General features: G+C 62.6%; 20 protein-coding genes. 16 read left to right on the top strand and 4 right to left on the bottom strand.

Going from position 1 to position 19,916, the window contains the following annotated elements; genetic code table 11:
- Positions 1-5: 5 nt before the first annotated feature.
- The 8 genes from EHW12_RS03300 to EHW12_RS03335 all read left to right on the top strand — a co-directional run bounded on the left by EHW12_RS03300 (position 6) and on the right by EHW12_RS03335 (position 6,132).
- Entirely contained in the window at positions 6-473 is a 468-nt protein-coding gene (locus tag EHW12_RS03300; protein WP_153213529.1) for a DUF3180 domain-containing protein, read from the top strand.
- A gap of 68 nt (positions 474-541) precedes the next feature.
- Entirely contained in the window at positions 542-1,663 is a 1,122-nt protein-coding gene (locus EHW12_RS03305; RefSeq protein ID WP_179090775.1) for a DUF6779 domain-containing protein, read from the top strand.
- A gap of 110 nt (positions 1,664-1,773) precedes the next feature.
- On the top strand, positions 1,774-2,715 hold the full coding sequence (locus EHW12_RS03310; RefSeq protein ID WP_003945822.1) for a DUF2520 domain-containing protein: 942 nt from the start codon (positions 1,774-1,776) through the stop codon (positions 2,713-2,715).
- A complete protein-coding gene (gene panC, locus EHW12_RS03315; protein ID WP_180279602.1) occupies positions 2,708-3,640 on the top strand; it encodes a pantoate--beta-alanine ligase in 933 nt (310 codons plus the stop codon). The genes EHW12_RS03310 and panC overlap by 8 nt, the downstream gene beginning before the upstream one ends.
- 27 nt (positions 3,641-3,667) lie before the next feature.
- Positions 3,668-4,114, top strand: a complete 447-nt coding sequence (gene panD / locus EHW12_RS03320) for an aspartate 1-decarboxylase (protein WP_003945761.1) — start codon at positions 3,668-3,670, stop codon at positions 4,112-4,114.
- A gap of 3 nt (positions 4,115-4,117) precedes the next feature.
- Entirely contained in the window at positions 4,118-4,933 is an 816-nt protein-coding gene (locus EHW12_RS03325) for a type III pantothenate kinase (protein ID WP_007726991.1), read from the top strand.
- A 261-nt stretch (positions 4,934-5,194) separates the two neighbouring features.
- Positions 5,195-5,713 carry a cysteine dioxygenase family protein gene (locus EHW12_RS03330; RefSeq protein ID WP_007726989.1) on the top strand — a complete coding sequence of 173 codons (519 nt, stop codon included), beginning with the start codon at positions 5,195-5,197 and terminating at the stop codon, positions 5,711-5,713.
- The gene (locus tag EHW12_RS03335) at positions 5,710-6,132 is read left to right on the top strand and encodes a rhodanese-like domain-containing protein (RefSeq protein WP_003945445.1); all 423 of its coding nucleotides are present in this window, start codon (positions 5,710-5,712) and stop codon (positions 6,130-6,132) included. Before EHW12_RS03330 ends, EHW12_RS03335 begins: the two co-directional genes overlap by 4 nt.
- A 21-nt stretch (positions 6,133-6,153) precedes the next feature.
- On the opposite strand, the gene EHW12_RS03340 is transcribed toward EHW12_RS03335, so the two are convergent.
- Positions 6,154-7,113 carry an AraC family transcriptional regulator gene (locus EHW12_RS03340; protein WP_070161946.1) on the bottom strand — a complete coding sequence of 320 codons (960 nt, stop codon included), beginning with the start codon at positions 7,111-7,113 and terminating at the stop codon, positions 6,154-6,156.
- 80 nt (positions 7,114-7,193) lie between these two features.
- Between EHW12_RS03340 and EHW12_RS03345 the strand changes: the two genes are divergently transcribed.
- The 8 genes from EHW12_RS03345 to EHW12_RS03380 all read left to right on the top strand — a co-directional run bounded on the left by EHW12_RS03345 (position 7,194) and on the right by EHW12_RS03380 (position 16,372).
- Positions 7,194-8,027, top strand: coding sequence for an NAD(P)H-binding protein (locus EHW12_RS03345; RefSeq protein ID WP_073512057.1), 834 nt, complete (start codon positions 7,194-7,196; stop codon positions 8,025-8,027).
- Complete coding sequence (locus tag EHW12_RS03350) at positions 8,024-8,527, top strand: anthrone oxygenase family protein (protein ID WP_054826783.1); 504 nt, start codon at positions 8,024-8,026, stop codon at positions 8,525-8,527. Before EHW12_RS03345 ends, EHW12_RS03350 begins: the two co-directional genes overlap by 4 nt.
- Before the next feature lie 11 nt (positions 8,528-8,538).
- Positions 8,539-10,050 (top strand): lysine--tRNA ligase, encoded by a 1,512-nt coding sequence (gene lysS / locus EHW12_RS03355; protein ID WP_003945834.1) that lies wholly within the window; start codon positions 8,539-8,541, stop codon positions 10,048-10,050.
- 642 nt (positions 10,051-10,692) lie between these two features.
- The gene (locus tag EHW12_RS03360) at positions 10,693-11,031 is read left to right on the top strand and encodes an Lsr2 family protein (protein WP_003945673.1); all 339 of its coding nucleotides are present in this window, start codon (positions 10,693-10,695) and stop codon (positions 11,029-11,031) included.
- A 150-nt stretch (positions 11,032-11,181) separates the two neighbouring features.
- On the top strand, positions 11,182-12,078 hold the full coding sequence (locus EHW12_RS03365; protein WP_164490609.1) for an alpha/beta fold hydrolase: 897 nt from the start codon (positions 11,182-11,184) through the stop codon (positions 12,076-12,078).
- Between the two features lie 38 nt (positions 12,079-12,116).
- Entirely contained in the window at positions 12,117-12,974 is an 858-nt protein-coding gene (locus tag EHW12_RS03370; RefSeq protein ID WP_054187905.1) for an alpha/beta fold hydrolase, read from the top strand.
- Positions 12,975-13,271: 297 nt separating this feature from the next.
- Positions 13,272-15,815, top strand: a complete 2,544-nt coding sequence (locus tag EHW12_RS03375) for an ATP-dependent Clp protease ATP-binding subunit (RefSeq protein WP_003945604.1) — start codon at positions 13,272-13,274, stop codon at positions 15,813-15,815.
- Positions 15,816-15,892: 77 nt separating this feature from the next.
- On the top strand, positions 15,893-16,372 hold the full coding sequence (locus EHW12_RS03380; RefSeq protein ID WP_054825400.1) for a nucleoside deaminase: 480 nt from the start codon (positions 15,893-15,895) through the stop codon (positions 16,370-16,372).
- Positions 16,373-16,429: 57 nt separating this feature from the next.
- Here EHW12_RS03380 and fadD5 read toward each other — a convergent pair whose 3' ends face one another.
- From fadD5 to EHW12_RS03395, 3 genes are all read right to left on the bottom strand, one after another.
- Entirely contained in the window at positions 16,430-18,019 is a 1,590-nt protein-coding gene (gene fadD5, locus EHW12_RS03385) for a fatty-acid--CoA ligase FadD5 (RefSeq protein ID WP_125050288.1), read from the bottom strand.
- A gap of 95 nt (positions 18,020-18,114) precedes the next feature.
- Complete coding sequence (locus EHW12_RS03390) at positions 18,115-18,894, bottom strand: enoyl-CoA hydratase (protein ID WP_003945899.1); 780 nt, start codon at positions 18,892-18,894, stop codon at positions 18,115-18,117.
- Positions 18,891-19,880 (bottom strand): nitronate monooxygenase family protein, encoded by a 990-nt coding sequence (locus EHW12_RS03395; protein ID WP_063315059.1) that lies wholly within the window; start codon positions 19,878-19,880, stop codon positions 18,891-18,893. Before EHW12_RS03395 ends, EHW12_RS03390 begins: the two co-directional genes overlap by 4 nt.
- Positions 19,881-19,916 lie beyond the last annotated feature (36 nt).

Here is a 19,916-nt window from a genome sequence, read left to right on the forward strand (position 1 = left end):
AGGGTTTGAAGCCGACCCGGATCAGTGAACTCGCGGTACTCGCCGCAGTGGCGGCCGTGGCCACCTGGATTCTGATTCGCGTGTTCTACGGTTCGATGCCGCCCATCCCTGTTTATGCGGGAGCGTCGCTGTACTTCGTGGCCGTTGCCGAGGCCGTCTTCGCTTTTGTCATTCGTTCACGCGTCAAGAACCGGCAGGTCGGCGACGGGCTCAGACAGCTTCATCCGATCACCGCCGCCCGAGCGCTGGCATTGGCCAAAGCATCCGCTTTGGTCGGTTCAGCTACCGTCGGTGTCTGGGTCGGAGTGCTGGTGTATCTCATCCCACAGCGCTCGGTTCTGCAGGCTGCAGCCTCCGACACGCCGGGCGCGTGGGTGGGGTTGGGCGCCGCAATTGCGCTGGTAGCGGCAGCTCTGTGGCTCGAACATTGTTGCAAGACGCCGGAAGATACACCTGACGAGCCTGCGCACTGACAGCCTGGTCGGCAAATCACCCACCGAGGTACGTGGCGACCCCGGTCTCGGCAAGTACCCTGGCAACCATGACAAATTCTGGTCGATCGAAGTCTGCGCGCCGAAGCAAGCGCAGCGCGAGCCAGATGATCATTGCTGCTCTTCTGGCACTTGCTGTCATTGCTTCGCTGTTTCTGATTTTCAGTAACAGCGTTCAGCTTCTTCGGGTGGGTCTGGTCGTCGCTCTGTGGGCAGCCACCCTCGGCGCTATCGCCATGACCAAGTATCGGCGTGAGTCGGCACTGGACAAAGCCAAGGTTGCCGATCTGCAGACCGTGTACGAACTGCAGCTCGAACGTGAAATTTCTGCTCGACGCGAGTACGAACTGAGCGTCGAAGGTCGCGTGCGACGTGAGGTGACCGCGGACGCGGAGGAGCTGGCCGGGTTGCGCGCCGAATTGGTGGCGCTGCGCCGAAACCTCGAAGCACTGTTCGAAGGTGGGCTGCTGCCCGAACAGACCGCGCTCAAGACCGATTCGACGCGAGTGCCGGAACTTGGCGGTAGTTCGTACGGCGCGTACCAGCCGGCACCGTCGGGGTTGTACGTTCCCGGCGCCGGCCAGAGCGGGCCCAGCCAACCGGCACCGAACGTCGGCGGCTTGGCTTCGCCCAACGACGATCCGGTGACTGCTGAGACAACCGTCGTGTTCGCGGAGACGTCGTGGCGTGACAGCAGCTTCGTGGCGCCGCGCGTCATCCCGACCCAGAAGTCTCGAGAGACGCAGAAGCCACAAGAGACGCAGAAGCCCCAGAGCGGGAACCAAGCACCGAGTTCTCCGGTGAGTTCCTCGCCGACACGAACGGTGAAAGACGTTTCGGTGAAGAAGGATTCGGAGCCGGTCGCGCCGGTCGAGCCTGAAGTCAAGGCTCCCGCCCAGGCCCCGAACATCGAAGATGCCGTCATCGAAGACGCTGTCGTCGAAGAGGTGCCCGAGGTTGTTCCCGCGGTTGTTCCCGAAGCTGTCGCGGAAGCTGAACCCGAATCCGCTGCGGAGCCTGACGCGGAGCCGCGACGTCGTCGCCGTGCTGCTCCGGAAGATGCCGCCAGTGGTGCTCATTCCAACGGATTGACCGTCGCCGAAATCATGGCGAATCTGAGTTCGAACAACCCGTCCGAAGGCTCCGGTCGACGCCGTCGCCGAGAGGACTGAGTCGCAGATCACTCGCCCGGCCATGGCATGACGGTTCGGGCGAAGGATATCCTCGGACGCAGAACGTCTGGTACCCGCCGAGCGGGACTGGAACGAACGAGAGGAATCCGGTGACTTCCTTCGGGATCACTAATGGACCTGCACCTGCGCGATTGACGGTAGGAATTGTCTCCGCAGGCCGGGTCGGAACAGCTGTCGGTGCCGCATTGGAGCGAGCCGGTCATGTTGTCAGCGCTTGCTCCGCCGTCTCCAGCGCCTCGGTCGCCCGCGCTGTGAAGCGGCTTCCCGATACCGAAATTCTTCCGGCTGCCGACGTCGCAGCTCGTTCGGAGTTGCTGATTCTCGCCGTTCCTGACGATCAGCTTGCGGATCTTGTTCGAGGTCTGGCGGCCACCCATGCCGTCAAGCCGGGCACGCTCGTCGCCCATACGTCCGGTGCCAACGGGATCGCGATCCTGACTCCACTCACCGAACTGGGCGCACTACCCCTGGCTATCCATCCGGCGATGACGTTCACCGGTCACGACGAGGACACCGCACGGCTGTCGTCGGCATGCTTCGGAATCACCGCTGCCGACGACATCGGTTACGCGATCGCGCAGTCACTGGTCCTCGAGATCGGCGGCGAGCCCGTCCGAGTGCGCGAGGAGAACCGCGCGCTCTACCACGCCGCACTGGCTCACGGCAGTAATCACCTGGTCACGCTCGTGGTCGACGCCGTCGAGGCCCTGCGAGCGTCGTTGCAAGGTGACGAGCTGCTCGGTCAGCAGTTGGTCGACGGCGATCCGGGTGGAGTGGCCGAGCGAGTCCTGCAGCCGCTGCTGTCGGCGGCCTTGGACAACGCGCTACGACGCGGTCCCTCGGCGTTGACCGGCCCGGTGGCACGCGGCGACGCTGCTGCTGTCGACACACATTTGCGCGTACTGACAGACCTGGATCCGGAGCTCGCTGCCGGCTATCGGGCGATGTCCTTGCGATCGGCCCAGCGGGTGGGCGCCCCCACCGAATTGTTCGACATCTTGACTGAAACGGGAGGTGACCGTCGTGAGTGATCTGCAGGGCGGATACAAGCGCGGCGAACTGACGGTGCACCACGATCCGGACAAGCTTCGGCGCGTCTCGCGGGCACTGCGAGGTGTCGGGCGTCAGGTGGCGCTCGTTCCGACGATGGGTGCGCTGCATGCCGGCCACATCGAACTGGTTCGTCAGGCCAAGGTCACCGGCGCCGTCGTGATCGTTTCCATCTTCGTGAACCCGCTCCAGTTCGGTGCCGGCGAAGATCTGGACGCGTACCCGCGCACTCTCGATGCGGATCTCGACCTGTTGCGCGCCGAGGGCGTCGAATTGGTGTTCGCGCCGAGCGCCAAGACGATGTACCCGCGTGGTCAGCGCACCACCATCGTGCCGGGCCCGTTGGGTAGCGAACTCGAAGGCGGAGCGCGCCCCACTCACTTCGCGGGAATGCTGACGGTAGTGGCGAAGTTGCTGCAGATCGCGGTACCCAATCACGCGTACTTCGGTGAGAAGGACTACCAGCAGCTGACGCTCATCCGTCAGATGGTGTGGGATCTCAACTTCGATGTACAGATCATCGGAGTTCCGACGGTTCGCGAGTTCGACGGTCTCGCGTTGTCCTCTCGCAATCGCTACCTCGACGAGAACCAGCGCGCGGCAGCGGTCGCGCTGTCCGCCGCTCTGATCGCCGGTGCACACGCGGCGGCTGGGGGAGCGGAAGCAATCCTGGAAACCGCACGCGCTGTTCTGGCAGCTGTTCCGGAAATCGAGGTCGACTACCTCGAGGTTCGGGGCGTCGATCTGGGCCCCGCGCCCGAGCGAGGTGACGGTCGACTGTTGGTGGCCGCCAAGCTCGGAACCACCCGTTTGATCGACAACGTCGGTGTCGCGGTGGGAACCGGCTTCCTCGAGCGTGACACCGACCCATCCGCCGACGCCATCGACGACCTGCTGTCTCACTGAGCACTTTTCACGAGTAAGGACCTGGATATGTTTCGCACGATGATGAAGTCGAAGATCCACCGCGCCACCGTGACTCACGCCGACCTGCATTACGTCGGCTCCGTCACCGTCGACCAGGATCTGATGGACGCCGCAGACCTCCTCGAAGGCGAACAGGTGTGCATCGTCGACATCGACAACGGTGCGCGTCTCGAGACGTACGTCATTGCCGGCGAGCGCGGAACTGGTGTCATCGGAATCAACGGTGCGGCAGCGCATCTGGTCAAGCCAGGCGACCTGGTCATCCTCATCGCCTACGGCGTGATGAACGAGCAGGAAGTCAAGGAGTACTCCCCGCGCGTAGTCTTCGTCGATGCCGACAACAAGCAGATCGAACTCGGTTCCGACCCGGCTCACGCGCCGGAGGGTTCGGGTCTGATCACCCCACGCATGCTGTCGACGCTCGAGGCCTCGCGCGAATCCAGCCTGGTGTAATCCATGCTGCTCACGGTCGACGTCCGGAACACCAACATCGTTCTCGGTCTGTTCTCCGGGACTGGTGAGTATTCGAAGCTGTTGCAGGACTGGCGAATGCGAACCGATCCTCGGATGACTGCCGACGAGTTGGCGTTGACCTTCCGTGGGCTGTTGGGTTCTCATGTCGATCAGATCACCGGCGTTGCGGCGCTGTCGACAGTGCCGTCCGTCTTGCGTGAAATCCGTGTGATGCTCGAGCGGTACTGGGGTCACGTTCCCCATGTGGTGGTCGAACCGGGTATTCGCACCGGTGTGCCACTGCTGGTGGACAACCCCAAAGAGGTGGGAGCCGACCGGATCGTCAACAGCCTTGCCGCTCACCATCTTTACGAGGGGCCGTGCATTGTCGTGGACTTCGGTACGTCGACCTGTGTCGACGTCGTTTCCGCCAAGGGTGAGTTTCTGGGCGGCTGCATCGCGCCCGGACTCGAGATCTCGACCGATGCCTTGGCGTCGCAGTCCGCTGCGCTGCGCAAGGTCGAATTGGTGCGCCCGCGTTCGGTGGTCGGCAAGAATACCGTCGAATGCATGCAGTCCGGTGCGGTATTCGGCTTTGCAGGCCTCGTCGACGGATTGGTCAACCGCGTCCGCGACGAACTACCGGAGTTCGGTGGTGACGACGTCTCCGTGATCGCGACCGGGGACAGCGCACCGCTGATCATTCCCGAGTCCGACACCATCGATCACCTCGAACGGGACCTCACCCTCGAGGGGCTGAGGTTGGTCTTCGAGCGCAATCAGGCGCGTCGTGGATCCGGTCGACGACCCGTCGCCTGATCGATGGTTTCGTTCCAGCGGTTTCGCGATTGCAAAAGTTATGCCACAATGGTGCTCGTGAATCGCTGCATGGGTGCTCAGGAGTGTTGTCGAGGCTGACCGCTGCCTTGACCAATTCACATTCCTTGGAGCTAGCTCGTGCTATCCACATATTCTGCAGATCTCTCTGTTTTGGCCCCGACTCTTACTGCTGACCGTGCTGTTTCCGCAGGTCGTAGCGCTAACCGTGGGGCGTCCGGACGTCGCCCGAGTGGTGCGTCGTTGCCTACCCGCCTTCGCCCGGCCGATCTGCTGCGTCTGACCGACGAGGGAGCAAACGGCGTGCTCGACGGCCGTTTCGATCACCTCATCCCCGACACCTTCCCGACGCTCGACCGTTGGTCCACCCGCTTGCACGCGGACGACGACGTCGATGTGTGGCTCATCAGTTGGGTGCCCGAACGCAACACCGAATTGCACGACCACGCAGGCTCGTTCGGTGCCTTGACCGTCCTCAGTGGTTCGCTCACCGAATTCCGTTGGGCCGGTGACGCCCTGGTGGAACGCCAGCTCGACGCCGGCGATCAGGCTTCGTTCCCGCTCGGATGGGTTCACGATGTCGTGCGTTCGACGGATGCTCCCGGTGCTCCGATCGAAATCAGCTCTGATGCACCGACTCTGAGCGTTCACGCCTACTCGCCGCCGCTGACGGCAATGTCCTTCTACGAAGTGACGGATCACCGGACACTTCGCCGCACCCGTACCGAGCTGACCGACCTGCCCGAGGGGGGCACCAAATGACCATCGACCAAATGCTCGACGACGCTCGCGCACAGATCGATCGTATGTACGTCTTCCAGCTCACCGAAGCCTTCCACCGCGGCGCGATCTTCGTCGACATTCGCCCGCAGGCGCAGCGCGCCATCGAGGGAACTCTTCCCGGTGCACTCGCGATCGAGCGGAACGTGCTCGAATGGCGCCTCGACCCCACCAGCAGCGCACACCTCGCGTTGGCCACCGACCACGACGTCGAGTGGGTGATCGTCTGCTCCGAGGGCTACACCTCGAGCCTGGCCGCAGCGTCGTTGCAGCAGTTGGGTCTGCACAAGGCCACCGATCTCGTGGGCGGGTACCAGGCGATCAAGGCCGCCGGCCTGCTCGGTGCGCTCAGCGGAGTTCGTCATTGCTCCCGCGAGTTGGCGGCGGTTTCGGCTCATTGAGGTATTTGCTGTGCGCCTTTATTAACCGCGGGCGGTTAATAAAGGCGCACAGCGGGTCTGGCGGTACATCTTCGGGCTCATTCCGTGATGACGGGTGAACGCGGTTGTGAGGGCAAAGGGGCTCGAGTAGCCCACTTCTCGCGCGATCGACGACACCGTTCGTGCCGGGTCTGCGAGCAGATCCGCCGCCACCGACAAGCGCCACTCGGTCAGATAGCCAACCGGTCCGATCCCCATGAGGCTGGTGAACCTGCGCGCGAAGGCCGCTCGCGAACAGCCGGACTCCTGGGCCAAAGCCGCGACCGTCCAGGGGTGCTCCGGCCGATTGTGTATGAGCCGCAAGGCATGCCCGATGACGGGATCCTCGTAGGCCTTGATCCAACGCGGCGATCGATCCGGGTTCGCCGCGAACCACGTACGGACCGCCGAGATCAGAACCAGGTCGAGGAGCCTGTCCAACAACACTTCCTGCCCTGGCCCGTCCGCGGCGATTTGTTGTTCCAGAAGCGTCGTCATCGGCGTGGTTTCCATGCTGCGACGGACTACCGCGACGGGTATCAGGCTGTCGAGGATCTGACGGCTGACATAGGAGTCCAAACGGTATGTGCCCGTGAGCATGACGGTCTGACCACTGGTCGAGTTGCCCCAGGTGCGAACGCCGAGAACCGACATGTCCTCGAGTGCTGTGCCGTCGACCGCAGCGCAATTCTGTGCTTCGTCGATCAGTACGTGGACTGGTGTGTCCGGGTGATCGGCGACCGTATACGGATCGGGGCCGCGCAACAGTGCAACGTCGCCGGCCTCGAGATCTTCTGTCTGTCCGGTGTCGGAGACGACGACCGCGCTGCCTCGAACCAGAACCAGCACGGTGATCGGTGCGTGGTCCTCGATACGTAATGACCACGGTGGATCGAGCAGCGAGCGCAGTAGAAAAGCGCCCTCCGCCCGCGATCCCGCCAGCATCATCGACAATGCATCCATGCTTCGACGGTAGACGCTGGCGTATGTTTTTGCGACCTTCGGCTATGGATCGTATTGACGCTCCGCGGTCGAATGAGTGCATGACGACAACAAGCGACATTCAATCGGCAGTAGTGATCGGTGGTACCGGTAAGACCGGTGCGCGCGTTGCGCAGAGGCTGACGGCGGTGGGAATCCGTACCCGAATCGCATCGAGAACATCCGGGGCGCGTTTCGACTGGAACGATCAGACGACGTGGCAGCCAGCAGTGTCCGGCGTCGACGTGGCATATGTGACGTATGCGCCAGATCTGGCTGTTCCGGAATCGAGCGCCCACATCGAGGAGTTCGCGGAGCTTGCGTACCGCGAAGGGGTTCGTCGCATGGTGCTCCTGTCCGGGCGCGGTGAACCGGCGGCGCAGAAAGCCGAGCAGGTTCTCGCCGACAGCGGTCTGGAATGGGCTGTGGTGCGGGCCAGTTGGTTTGCCCAGAACTTCAGTGAGGGGTACCTACTCGATCCGATTCGGGAAGGCCACCTGGCACTTCCGGTCGGTGAGGTGGGGGAGCCGTTCATCGACGTCGACGATCTCGCCGACGTGGCGGTGGCCGCATTGACTCGAACCGACCTCCTTGGCCGAGTTCTCGAGGTGACAGGTCCGGAGTTGCTCACTTTCGCGGCGGCGGTGGATGCGATTTCGACGGCGTCGGGTCGTCTCGTGACATTCGAAAGAATTGGACTCAAACAGTTTTCCGACGGCATGGCGGAGGTCGGCGTCCCGAGTGACGTCGTGGAGTTACTCAGGTACCTGTTTGCCGAGGTTCTCGACGGACGAAATCAAAGTGTGACCGGCGTCGTCGAAGAGGTCCTGGAACGACCCGCTCGAGATTTCACCACTTTTGCCGCCGAGGCTGCCCGAACGGGGGTCTGGTCGTGAAGAAATCCGAGATTTTCTTGGAGCTGCTGCTCGGGGTGACTGCGCTCGGCGCGCTCGTCGCCGGTGGTGCGTTGTTTGCCTTCTCGTCCTTCGTGATGCCCGCTCTGCGGTCGGTCGATGCACATACCGCGATCACGTCGATGCAGGCGATCAACGTCGAAGCGCCGCGTAGTGCGTTGATGCTGCCGCTGGTCGGATCGGCGCTCACCGCGATCGCCGCTGGAATCTGGGCAGCGATCTCCAGACCGGACGGCTGGGTCCTTGCTGTCGTCGGTTGCGTCGGGGTGCTCGCGTCCTTCGCGGTGACCGCGATCTACCACGTCCCTCGCAACGACGCGTTTGCCTCGGTCAGCACTACCGACGCGGCCGCATGGGCGTCGTACGAGGCGGGTTGGACTATGTGGAATCACGTTCGGGTCGGGCTGTACCTGCTGTCGGGAATCGTGCTCGCGGTGGCCGCGGTGCTACCAGCAACAAACGCGGTGGACACGGCCCAGTAGTCTTGTACCCCGTGAGTGATGTAGAAGCCCAGCCAGTCGACGACACCCCCGAGCAGCTCCGTATCCGGCGCGAGAAGCGTGAACGGATCCTCGCGCAGGGGCAGGAGGCGTACCCGGTTTCGGTCGATCGCACCCACACGCTCGCGCAGATCCGCGCGGAGTACCCGGAACTCGAGCCGGACACGGCGACTGGTGTGCTGGTCGGCGTCGTCGGCCGCGTCATCTTCATGCGCAACACCGGCAAGTTGTGCTTCGCGACTCTGCAGGAAGGCGACGGTACCCAGCTGCAGGCCATGATCAGCCTCGCCGGCGTCGGCGAAGAGGCACTGGCTGCCTGGAAGTCCGACGTCGACCTCGGCGACTTCGTCTTCATCCACGGTGAGGTCATCAGCTCCCGTCGCGGCGAGCTCAGCGTGATGGCCGACGCGTGGCAGATCGCGTCCAAGTCGCTGCGCCCCCTGCCGGTTGCTCACAAGGAAATGAGCGAAGAGTCCCGGGTGCGTCAGCGCTACGCGGATCTGATCGTTCGCCCCGAGGCTCGGGACAACGCCCGCAAGCGCGTCGCAGTTGTCCGTGCGCTGCGCAATGCACTCGAGAGCCGCGGCTTCCTCGAGGTCGAGACGCCGATGCTGCAGACGCTGCACGGCGGCGCGGCAGCTCGCCCGTTCGTCACGCACTCGAACGCCCTCGACATCGACCTGTACCTGCGTATCGCGCCGGAACTGTTCCTCAAGCGTTGCGTCGTCGGCGGTATCGAGAAGGTCTTCGAGATCAACCGCAACTTCCGCAACGAGGGCGTCGACTCCACCCACTCGCCCGAGTTCGCGATGCTCGAGACGTACGAGGCCTACGGCACGTACGACGATTCCGCGAAGATGATTCGTGAACTCGTCCAGGAAGTTGCGCAGGAAGCATTCGGCACGCAGGTCCTCACCCTCGCCGACGGTTCCGAGTACGACGTCAGTGGCGAGTGGCAGGTTCTCGAGATGTACCCGTCGCTGTCGGCTGCCATCGGCACCGAGGTCACGCCGGATACAACGGTCGACGAGCTTCTCGCTCTGGCGGAGAAGGTCGGCCTCGAGGTTCCCAAGGACAAGGGCTACGGCCACGGCAAGCTCGTCGAGGAGCTGTGGGAACACCAGTGCGGCGATCAGCTGTACGTGCCGACGTTCGTCCGTGACTTCCCGGTCGAGACGTCGCCCCTGACCCGTGATCACCGCAGCAAGAAGGGTGTCACCGAGAAGTGGGACCTGTACATCCGCGGATTCGAGTTGGCGACAGGCTACTCCGAACTTGTCGACCCGGTCATCCAGCGTGAGCGCTTTGTCGACCAGGCGCGCCTCGCGTCGGCAGGCGACGACGAAGCGATGGTGCTGGACGAGGAGTTCCTCGCCGCGATGGAACAGGGCATGCCGCCGACCACCGGCACCGGCATGGGAATCGATCGACTGCTGATGGCTTTGACTGGTCTCGGTATTCGCGAGACGATCCTCTTCCCGATCGTTCGTCCGTCCGCTCGCTAGCTTTACTTCGATCAAGGTTCGGCCGCACATGTTGCGGCTGAACCTTTTTCAGTTGGGGCGCTCCCAAGGTATTCGATAGTTCCCAACGACATTCGCCTGCGGCAAAGGATTCATCCATGCGCGGTCGCCCGAGTTTCGGACTTACGAATTGTTGCGATGATTTGGTCGATCGTGCCCTGGTTGAGTGCGTCAGGTAGTCCCTGATCCGACTGGACAAGGAAGACCATGACCTCGGCTGTGGAGTATCCGGGTGTGGTGACGACATCGAATTGTGCTGAGGGCGGATCGCATTCGTTGTCCGCCGGGATATTTGTGACGGTTGCGGTGTACCGGATCGCAGGGCGTCCGGAGATGGTGAAATTCGTGGGTCCGCCGTAAGCGATACTGGCGAGAGTGCTGTTCTTGGAGGCGAAGATTGCGCTCGGTAGAGGTCTTTTCTCGAGCCGTCGTCTGTCATGATTCCCCCGTCTGGATGCATCCCCCGATGCGTCGCGAGGAGTGTATCGGCACTGTCCTTGTCGCAAGACAAGTCGACCGGCATACCCGGCGGCGAGAAGTCCCAATCATCCTGACGATCCAAGACAGGACGTTTGTCCAGGTGCTATTGTCGCTGCTTATCGGAGGATCTGGGGAGGAATGGTCGTGGTGAAAAAGGTTGTTGTCACGATGGTTGACGATCTGGACAAAAAATCGCCCGCGGACGAAACTGTGGAGTTTTCCGTCGACGGAGTTGCTTACGAAATCGATCTCACCGCCGCCCACGCCGCGGAACTGCGCGATGCACTGAAAAAGTGGATTCCTCATGCGAGAAAGTCGAATTCCGCCAAATCAGTCAACGGAGCGGTGACCAAATCCCGTCCCGTTGCGGACCGCGATCAGAGTGCCGCCATCCGCGAATGGGCCAAGGGTGCCGGCTTCGAGATTTCGGCCCGCGGTCGTATTTCCACCGAGGTGCGCCGAGCCTACGAAAAGGCCGTCTGAAATGGATCGCGAATGGATTCGGGCGCATTTTGCCGAAACGGATTGATAACGCGTTCTAGTTTGTTAGCGTCTGCACGGTTCGCATCTCTCGTAGAGGAGTCGGTCGTGCACAGAAACAGGTTGTTCGGGGGCGTGGTTCTTGCCGCTCTGATGCTCGTCGGGTTCACCTCCGTGGCTTCGGCTCAGGCCCCGTTGTCCGTGCCCAATGCCTTCCTTGCCGGTGTTCCTCAGGAGTTGGGAAATCCTGGCGGTTCAGCTCCGGGATCCAATGACTTTTCGTGTAAACCGACTGCCGAACATCCCAATCCGGTTGTGCTCGTTCACGGAACGGGTGGAAACAGGCAGACCAACTGGGCCACCTATGCGCCGTTGCTCGCCAACGAGGGCTACTGCGTCTTCGCGCTGACATACGGCAACTTCCCCGAGCAGCCGTGGCCGTTGTCGGCCATCGGTGGAATGCAGGAAATTCCTTCCAGCGCAGCGCAATTGTCGAATTTTGTCGATCAAGTACTTGATGCCACGGGTGCTACATCGGTAGATCTGATCGGACATTCCCAGGGCACCATCATCAACGGGTACTACGCGAAGTTCCTCGGTGGTGCCGACAAAGTGGACAACATCGTCTCGGTGGCGTCGCTGTGGAAGGGAACGCTCGGAAACGAGCAGGCAAGTGTCGGCCGCAGCCTTCGCGAACTCGGGGTATCCGAGGCAGCGCAGGCCGGATTCCCGATCTGCAAGGCATGTCTGAACATGGGGGCAGGCTCGGAGTTCATCGAAAATCTCCGTGCGGGAGGCGTTTACGCGCCGGGTGTTCACTATACGAACATCACGACCCGCTACGACGAACTGGTGCTGCCGTATACAAATGGGCTGGAGCCTGGGCCGAACGCCACCAACATCGTCGTCCAGGACGGTTGTGAGCAAGACATCTCCGATCACCTGGCAATCGCGGCATCGCTGCGCGCCGCGACTTTTGCTCTCAATGCACTCGACCCCGCGCATCAGCGGCCGGTACCTTGCAACTCGGTATTGCCCGTCGTGGGTTGATCACTATGCGGAGGCCTTCGGTGGGGATTCGAACATGCGTGGGCGCTCTCGCTGTGGCGGGAGCCGTGGCCGCGTCCGCGCCGTCTCTTGCGTCAGCGAACGAACCTCTTCCCGTTCCGTCCGGTTTCCTCAGTGGAATCGCCCTCGAAGCGACCAACCCGGGCGGATCGGCCCCTGGCACCAACGACTTCTCGTGCACGCCTTCCGCTGCTCATCCTGATCCAGTCGTCCTGGTGCACGGGACGGCGGCCAACCGTCAGACCAATTGGGGCGTACTCGCACCCGTACTGGCCAACGAGGGATACTGCGTTTTTGCGCTCACCTTCGGGAATCGAACGGACCAGCCGTGGCCGATTTCCGCAGCCGGCGGTCTCGCACCACTCGGAGACAGCGCAGGGCAGCTGTCGGACTTCGTCGACGACGTTCTCTCTGCGACGGGTGCCTCGAAGGTCGACCTGATCGGGCACTCCCAGGGGACGACGGTCAGTGCCTACTACGCCAAGTTCCTCGGCGGTGACACGCACGTTTCCAAGATCGTCTCCATCGCTCCGTTGTGGGACGGCTCGGAGGTCGGCCCGCCGGAAGGCGTCGGGGGACCGGATTTCGACAACGCCAGCTTCGTCACCGAACTGCGCGACGCGGGCGTCTACTCCGATGACGTCGAGTACACCAACATCGTGACTCGATTCGATCAAGTGGTCGTTCCGTACAGCAGCGGAATACTGGCCGCGTCGAACGCGTCGAACATAGTTGTTCAGGACGGTTGCGAGCAGGACCTGTCGGATCACATCGCGCTGGTGGCGTCGCAGCGAACGGCGACTCTGACGCTCAACGCGCTGGATCCGTCGAATCCGCGTGAGGTGCCGTGCGCTCGGGTACTCCCGATATTCGGCTGATCAGGCGTCGAAAATCGCTGTTCGCTTCAGGCGTACAGGAACCGGGAAACGATTCCCTCAGCTGCGACGTTGTGAACGGTAAGCAGTCCGGCTTCCGCCGCCAATCGGGTGGAGGAGCAGCAGGTGGACTTCGCGCCCTCTAGAGTAATAAGTGGGGTCGTGCAACCTTTGTCGATTCGTGGACGTCAGTCCGCTGACCGGCGAGGCGATCAGTCTGTAGTGCCGGAGCGAAACGCGGCGACCAGGGACGAGACATCCGGTCTCGAACCTGCCCGCCGGAGAGTGTGAGGGAGAGCGATGTTCGAGAGGTTCACCGATCGCGCGCGGCGCGTTGTTGTCCTGGCTCAAGAAGAAGCCAGGATGCTCAACCACAACTACATCGGCACGGAGCACATCCTTCTCGGCCTCATTCACGAGGGCGAAGGTGTCGCAGCCAAGTCGTTGGAGTCGTTGGGTATCTCCCTCGAGGGAGTCCGCAGCCAGGTCGAGGAGATCATCGGCCAGGGCCAGCAGGCTCCGTCCGGTCACATCCCCTTCACACCGCGCGCCAAGAAAGTCCTCGAGCTGAGTCTGCGCGAAGCGCTGCAGCTCGGACACAACTACATCGGTACGGAGCACATCCTGCTCGGTCTCATCCGTGAGGGTGAGGGCGTAGCAGCCCAGGTTCTGGTCAAGCTCGGTGCCGATCTCAACCGCGTCCGCCAGCAGGTCATCCAGCTGCTGTCGGGCTACCAGGGCAAAGAGCCCACCGAAACCGGTGGCACCCGCGGAGAGGCCGGCACGCCGTCCACCTCGCTCGTGCTCGACCAGTTCGGTCGCAACCTGACGCAAGCTGCCCTCGAAGGCAAGCTGGACCCGGTCATCGGCCGCTCGAAGGAAATCGAGCGTGTCATGCAGGTTCTCTCGCGTCGTACCAAGAACAACCCGGTTCTCATCGGTGAACCCGGTGTCGGTAAGACCGCTGTGGTCGAGGGCCTGGCTCAGGCAATCGTCAACGGTGAGGTCCCCGAGACCCTCAAGGACAAGCAGCTGTACACGCTCGACCTCGGGTCGCTCGTGGCCGGCAGCCGTTACCGCGGTGACTTCGAAGAGCGCCTGAAGAAGGTTCTCAAGGAGATCAACACCCGCGGCGACATCATCCTGTTCATCGACGAGCTGCACACCCTCGTGGGTGCGGGCGCGGCCGAGGGCGCTATCGACGCGGCCTCCATCCTCAAGCCCAAGCTTGCTCGCGGTGAGCTGCAGACCATCGGTGCCACCACGCTCGACGAGTACCGCAAGTACATCGAGAAGGATGCTGCCCTCGAGCGTCGTTTCCAGCCCGTTCAGGTGGGCGAGCCGACCGTCGAGCACACCATCGAGATCCTCAAGGGTCTTCGTGACCGCTACGAGGCTCACCACCGTGTCTCCATCACGGACGGTGCTCTCGTGGCAGCGGCGACGCTGGCCGACCGCTACATCAACGACCGCTTCTTGCCGGACAAGGCGATCGACCTCATCGACGAGGCGGGCGCGCGAATGCGCATCCGCCGGATGACTGCACCGCCGGACCTGCGCGAATTCGACGATCGCATCGCCGACGCGCGTCGCGAGAAGGAGTCCGCGATCGACGCGCAGGACTTCGAGAAGGCTGCGAACCTGCGTGACAAGGAGAAGACCCTCGTTGCTCAGCGCGCTGAGCGTGAGAAGCAGTGGCGTGCGGGCGACCTGGACGTCATTGCCGAGGTCGACGACGAGCAGATCGCCGAGGTTCTGGGCAACTGGACCGGTATCCCCGTCTTCAAGCTCACCGAGGAGGAGACCACTCGTCTGCTCCGCATGGAAGAGGAACTGCACAAGCGGATCATCGGCCAGGAAGAGGCGGTCAAGTCCGTCTCGAAGGCGATCCGTCGTACGCGTGCAGGTCTGAAGGATCCCAAGCGTCCCTCGGGCTCGTTCATCTTCGCCGGCCCGTCCGGTGTCGGTAAGACGGAGCTCGCGAAGTCGCTCGCCAACTTCCTGTTCGGCGACGACGACGCTCTGATCCAGATCGACATGGGCGAGTTCCACGACCGCTTCACCGCTTCGCGTCTGTTCGGTGCCCCTCCCGGGTACGTCGGGTACGAAGAGGGTGGCCAGCTCACCGAGAAGGTGCGCCGCAAGCCGTTCAGCGTCGTGCTGTTCGACGAGATCGAGAAGGCACACCAGGAGATCTACAACACCCTCCTGCAGGTGCTCGAGGACGGCCGTCTCACCGACGGTCAGGGACGTACCGTCGACTTCAAGAACACGGTGCTGATCTTCACGTCCAACCTCGGTACGTCGGACATCTCCAAGGCAGTCGGCCTGGGCTTCAGCTCGGGAACGGGCACGGAGTCGAACTACGAGCGCATGAAGCTCAAGGTTCACGATGAGCTGAAGAAGCACTTCCGTCCCGAGTTCTTGAACCGTATCGACGACATCGTCGTCTTCCATCAGCTCACGAACGAGCAGATCGTTCAGATGGTCGACCTGATGCTCGCTCGCGTCGAGGCGGCACTCAAGAACAAGGACATGGCCATGGAGGTCACCGACAAGGCCAAGTCGCTTCTGGCCAAGCGCGGATTCGATCCGGTACTGGGTGCACGACCGCTGCGTCGCACCATCCAGCGCGAGATCGAGGACCAGATGTCCGAGAAGATCCTCTTCGGAGAGATCGGACCCGGCCACATCGTGCTCGTCGACGTCGAGAACTGGGACGGCGAAGGCTCGGGTGAGGACGCGAAGTTCACGTTCACGCCCACCAAGAAGCCGATCGACGTGCCGGACGCACCGCCGATCGAGCTGACCAAGGCCGGCGAAAGCGAAAGCGCAGCAGAGTAGTACAGCAGAGTAGGTAACGAACGGGCGGCACCTCACCGGTGCCGCCCGTTTCGTGTATCACGGGAGAGGGCGTACACATGAACGACATCGAACTGGGTCACCTGCGCCGTTGCGTCGAATTGGCAACGGAAGCATTGGATGCCGGCGACGAACCTTTCGGTTCCGTCCTGGCAGCGGCCGACGGAACATTTCTGGCGGAGGACCGAAACCGGATCGCGGGCGGCGACAACACTCGCCACCCCGAGTTCGAGCTGGCTCGGTGGGCGGCTCAGTACCTGACGCCGGAAGAGCGTTCGACGGCAACGGTATTCACCTCGGGAGAGCACTGCGCGATGTGTTCGGCCGCGCACGCGTGGGTGGGCCTCGGACGTATCGTCTACATCTGCTCTTCGGCTCAACTCGGCGACTGGCTCGCGGAGTGGGGTGTGTCCCCGGCGCCGGTGAAGTCTCTGTCCGTCAACGAGGTTGCGCCGAACGTCCCGGTCGAAGGCCCGGTGCCGGAGTTGGTTCCGCTGGTGCGAGAACTGCATCGGAAGTTGCATTCGCCGAGTGCTTGACGGGCACACACAAACGGGCGGCACCTCGCTGGAGGTGCCGCCCGTTTGCGTGTGAAGTCAGGAAACTGCGTCGACCGCTCGAACCTTCTCTCGCAGTTCACCCTTGACGACCTTGCCGCTTGCATTGCGCGGCAGTGCTTCCACGACGACGATGTCCTTCGGGTGCTTGTAGCGCGCGAGACGATCGTTGAGGAAGCTGCTCAGCTCCTCGATGGTCAGGTCCACGGCTGAACCTGGCGCCATCGCGACGATCGCTACCGGCACCTCGCCCCACTTGGTGTCGGGGCGACCGACGACGGCCGCTTCGACGATCAATTCGTGTTCGTAGAGAACGTTTTCCACCTCCGCGCAGTAGATGTTCTCTCCGCCGGAGATGATCATGTCCTTCTTGCGATCCACGACGTAGACGAAGCCTTCGTCGTCGACTCGAACGAGATCGCCGGAGTGGAACCATCCACCGTGGAAGGCGTCAGCGGTGGCGGTGGGGTTGTTCCAGTATTCGCTCATCATCGTGGGCCCGCGGTAGACGATTTCACCGATTTCACCGGGTGCCACGTCGTCCATGTTCTCGTCGACGACCCTGGCCGAGATGGTCGGGATGACCCGACCGACGGATCCGAGCTTACGAATCGCATCCTCGCCGTCGAGAACGCAAGTGATGGGCGACATCTCGGTCTGACCGAAGACCGCGACATTGAATGCGTCCGGGAAGGTTTCGGCCATTGCCCGCAGGATCGTATCGGACGACGGTGCGGCGCCCCACGAGATGTTCTTCAGCGACAGTGCTCGAGGTTGCGCCTTCTGTACTGCGCACACGGCCTGCCATTGCACGGGCACGAGGAACAAGCTGGTGACCTTCTCGGCTTCGAGAATGTCGAGTAGTTGACCCGGGTCGAATGCGCCGACCGGATGGATCACCGTGGTCGTGCCGAGTTGCAGGCTCGGCGCTATGGAACCGAGGGCTGCGATGTGGAACATGGGCGACGCGCAGAAGCCGATGGAATCGGCATTGAACAGGTGGAAGGCCCTGATACAGGTCAATGCTTGCGAAGACAGGTTGGAGTGGGAGAGCACCGAGCCCTTGGGGCGACCGGTGGTTCCGGAGGTGTACATGATGAGTGCAGGAGTGTCGTCCGGGATGTCGACGAACGCGTGCGACTCGCCCTCTTCGCTGATCAAGTCCTCGTAATTCAGGCTGTCACCCTCGGCGGGGGCGCCTACGGTGATGGAGATGTCGATACCCTCGGACGCGGCTCGCGCAGCTCCTGCCAACGGAGCCAACGGTCCTTCGGCGACAATGACTTTGGAGCCGGAGTCGTTTGCCAGATAAGCGACCTCGGGTGGTGTCAGACGGAAGTTCACCGGAACAGCGATGGCGCCCAGTGCGTTGGTCGCGAGCACGACCTCGAGGTATTCGGGGCGGTTGAGCATCAGGATGAGCACGCGGTCGCCGAAGCTGACGCCGCGTCGGGCAAGAGCGTCCGCCAGCTTCTCGACGCGTGCGTCGAGGGTGCTCCAGGTGATGGAATCGCCCAGGAATCGCAGTGCGGTGCGATCGGGAATCATCTGCGCATGCCTGGCGATCTGATTGTTCCAGTTGGTGCGGCGTGAACGCTGCGCCTCGGAGACTGCATCGGTGGAGGCCATCGATGGGTTCCTCTCATGCGTGGGTGATTGTGTGACTCAGGCTACAGTGAGCCGTCGATTCGTACAGTGGTTTTGTTAACGAAAATTCGCAGTGATTACTTGAAGTGGGGCGCGCGTTTCTGCAGCATCGCCATCGCGCCTTCTTTGAAGTCCTCGCCAGTGAGAAGTTCTGCCTGGCCGGTATTTTCGAGCTCCAGCGCAGCATCGAGGCGGTCCAGTGTCGCCGCATTGAGCGCGCGCTTGGTGAGTTCGAGGGCGCGTCGGGGAGCCTTCGACGTGCGATCGACGACGGAGTCGACGAGTGCGTCGAACGCGTCGTCGGCGACGGTGCGGGACACGAGCCCGAATCGCTCTGCGTCCTCGGCGGAAACTCGCTCGCCCAGCAATGCCATCTCGGCCGCTCGGGCACGTCCGATCGCTGCCGGTACCAACGCACTGGCGCCGCCGTCGGGCATCAGGCCGATGTTGACGAAGGAGAGGAGGAAATAGGCGCTCGATGCGGCGTACGTCAGGTCCGCGGCTAGAGCGATGGACACTCCGACGCCGGCGGCCGGGCCGTTGACCGCGGCGATCACCGGGACCGGGGCGCTGGTGATGGCGCGAATCAGCGACGTCGCCGCATCCATGACGACTTTCGGGTCTGCGGGGTTGACGGCCGCTGCGGCGAGGTCGGCTCCGGTGCAGAACGCTCGACCGGATCCGGTGATGACGATGGTGCGAACGGCCGGGTCTGCGCCGCCGTCGTGGACGGCAGCTGCGAAAGCAGTCATCGTGGGCAGATCGATCGCGTTCATCCGCTTCGGGCGGTCGAAGGTCAATCGCAGTACACCGTCGGTGATTTCGGAGCGAAAGCCCGTCTCGGCGGTGGCGGTCATGCCGCGCTCACAGCGGTGACGAATCCGGAAAGCCGTGAGGTGATGAGGTGTTCGGCCTCCGAGACCATGCGGTCGATCATGTCTGCGACGGTCGGGATGTCGTTGATCAATCCTTGGCTCTGTCCGGCGGACCAGATGCCTGCATCGAGGTCGCCGTCCTCGAAGACCTTGCGTCCGCGGGCTCCGGCTACCAGATGCTGAATGTCGCTGAACTGCGCATCGCCACGTGCTTCGATGTCGACGACCTCGGCACTGATCGCATTCGCGGCTACGCGCGCGGTGTTGTGAAGGGTCCGGAAGATGAGCTTGGTGTCGCGTTCGGTGTTTGCGACAATCTGCTCTTTAACCGATTGTGCGACAGGGGATTCCACGGTACACATGAAGCGAGTTCCCATGTTGACGCCGTCTGCTCCGAGCGCAAGCGCCGCGACGAGTCCACGTGAATCTGCGATTCCGCCTGAAGCGATCACCGGAATCGTGAGTTGCTGCGTGGCCGCCGGAATCAGAATGAGCCCTGGTATGTCGTCCTCGCCTGGGTGCCCGGCGCATTCGAAGCCGTCGATGCTGACGGCGTCGACGCCCAGTCTCTCGGCCTTGACCGCATGTCGAACTGCAGTGCACTTGTGGATAACCTTCACGTCTGCGTCCTTGAAATGCGGAAGATGATCGATCGGATTGGAACCGGCGGTTTCGACGATCTTGATCCCGGATTCGATGATCGCCTGGCGGTATTCGGCGTACGGCGGCGGCGTGATCGACGGCAGAATAGTGAGATTGACGCCGAAAGGCTTGTCGGTGAGATCGCGGGTTCGAGCAATTTCCTTGACGAGGTCTTCCGGTGTGGGTTGAGTGAGGCCCGTCAAGAACCCGAGGGCGCCGGAATTTGCCGTGGCCGCAACAAGTTCTGCCCGTCCCACCCACATCATGCCCCCTTGCACGATGGGATGGTCAACGCCGAACATTTCGGTGAAGCGAGTGCGAATCATCTGCTCACAACTACTTTCTTACGGTCGGTCATTCGG

Origin of the sequence: Rhodococcus sp. NJ-530, from assembly GCF_003860625.1 — a bacterium.
GTDB classification, from domain to species: domain Bacteria; phylum Actinomycetota; class Actinomycetes; order Mycobacteriales; family Mycobacteriaceae; genus Rhodococcus_F; species Rhodococcus_F qingshengii.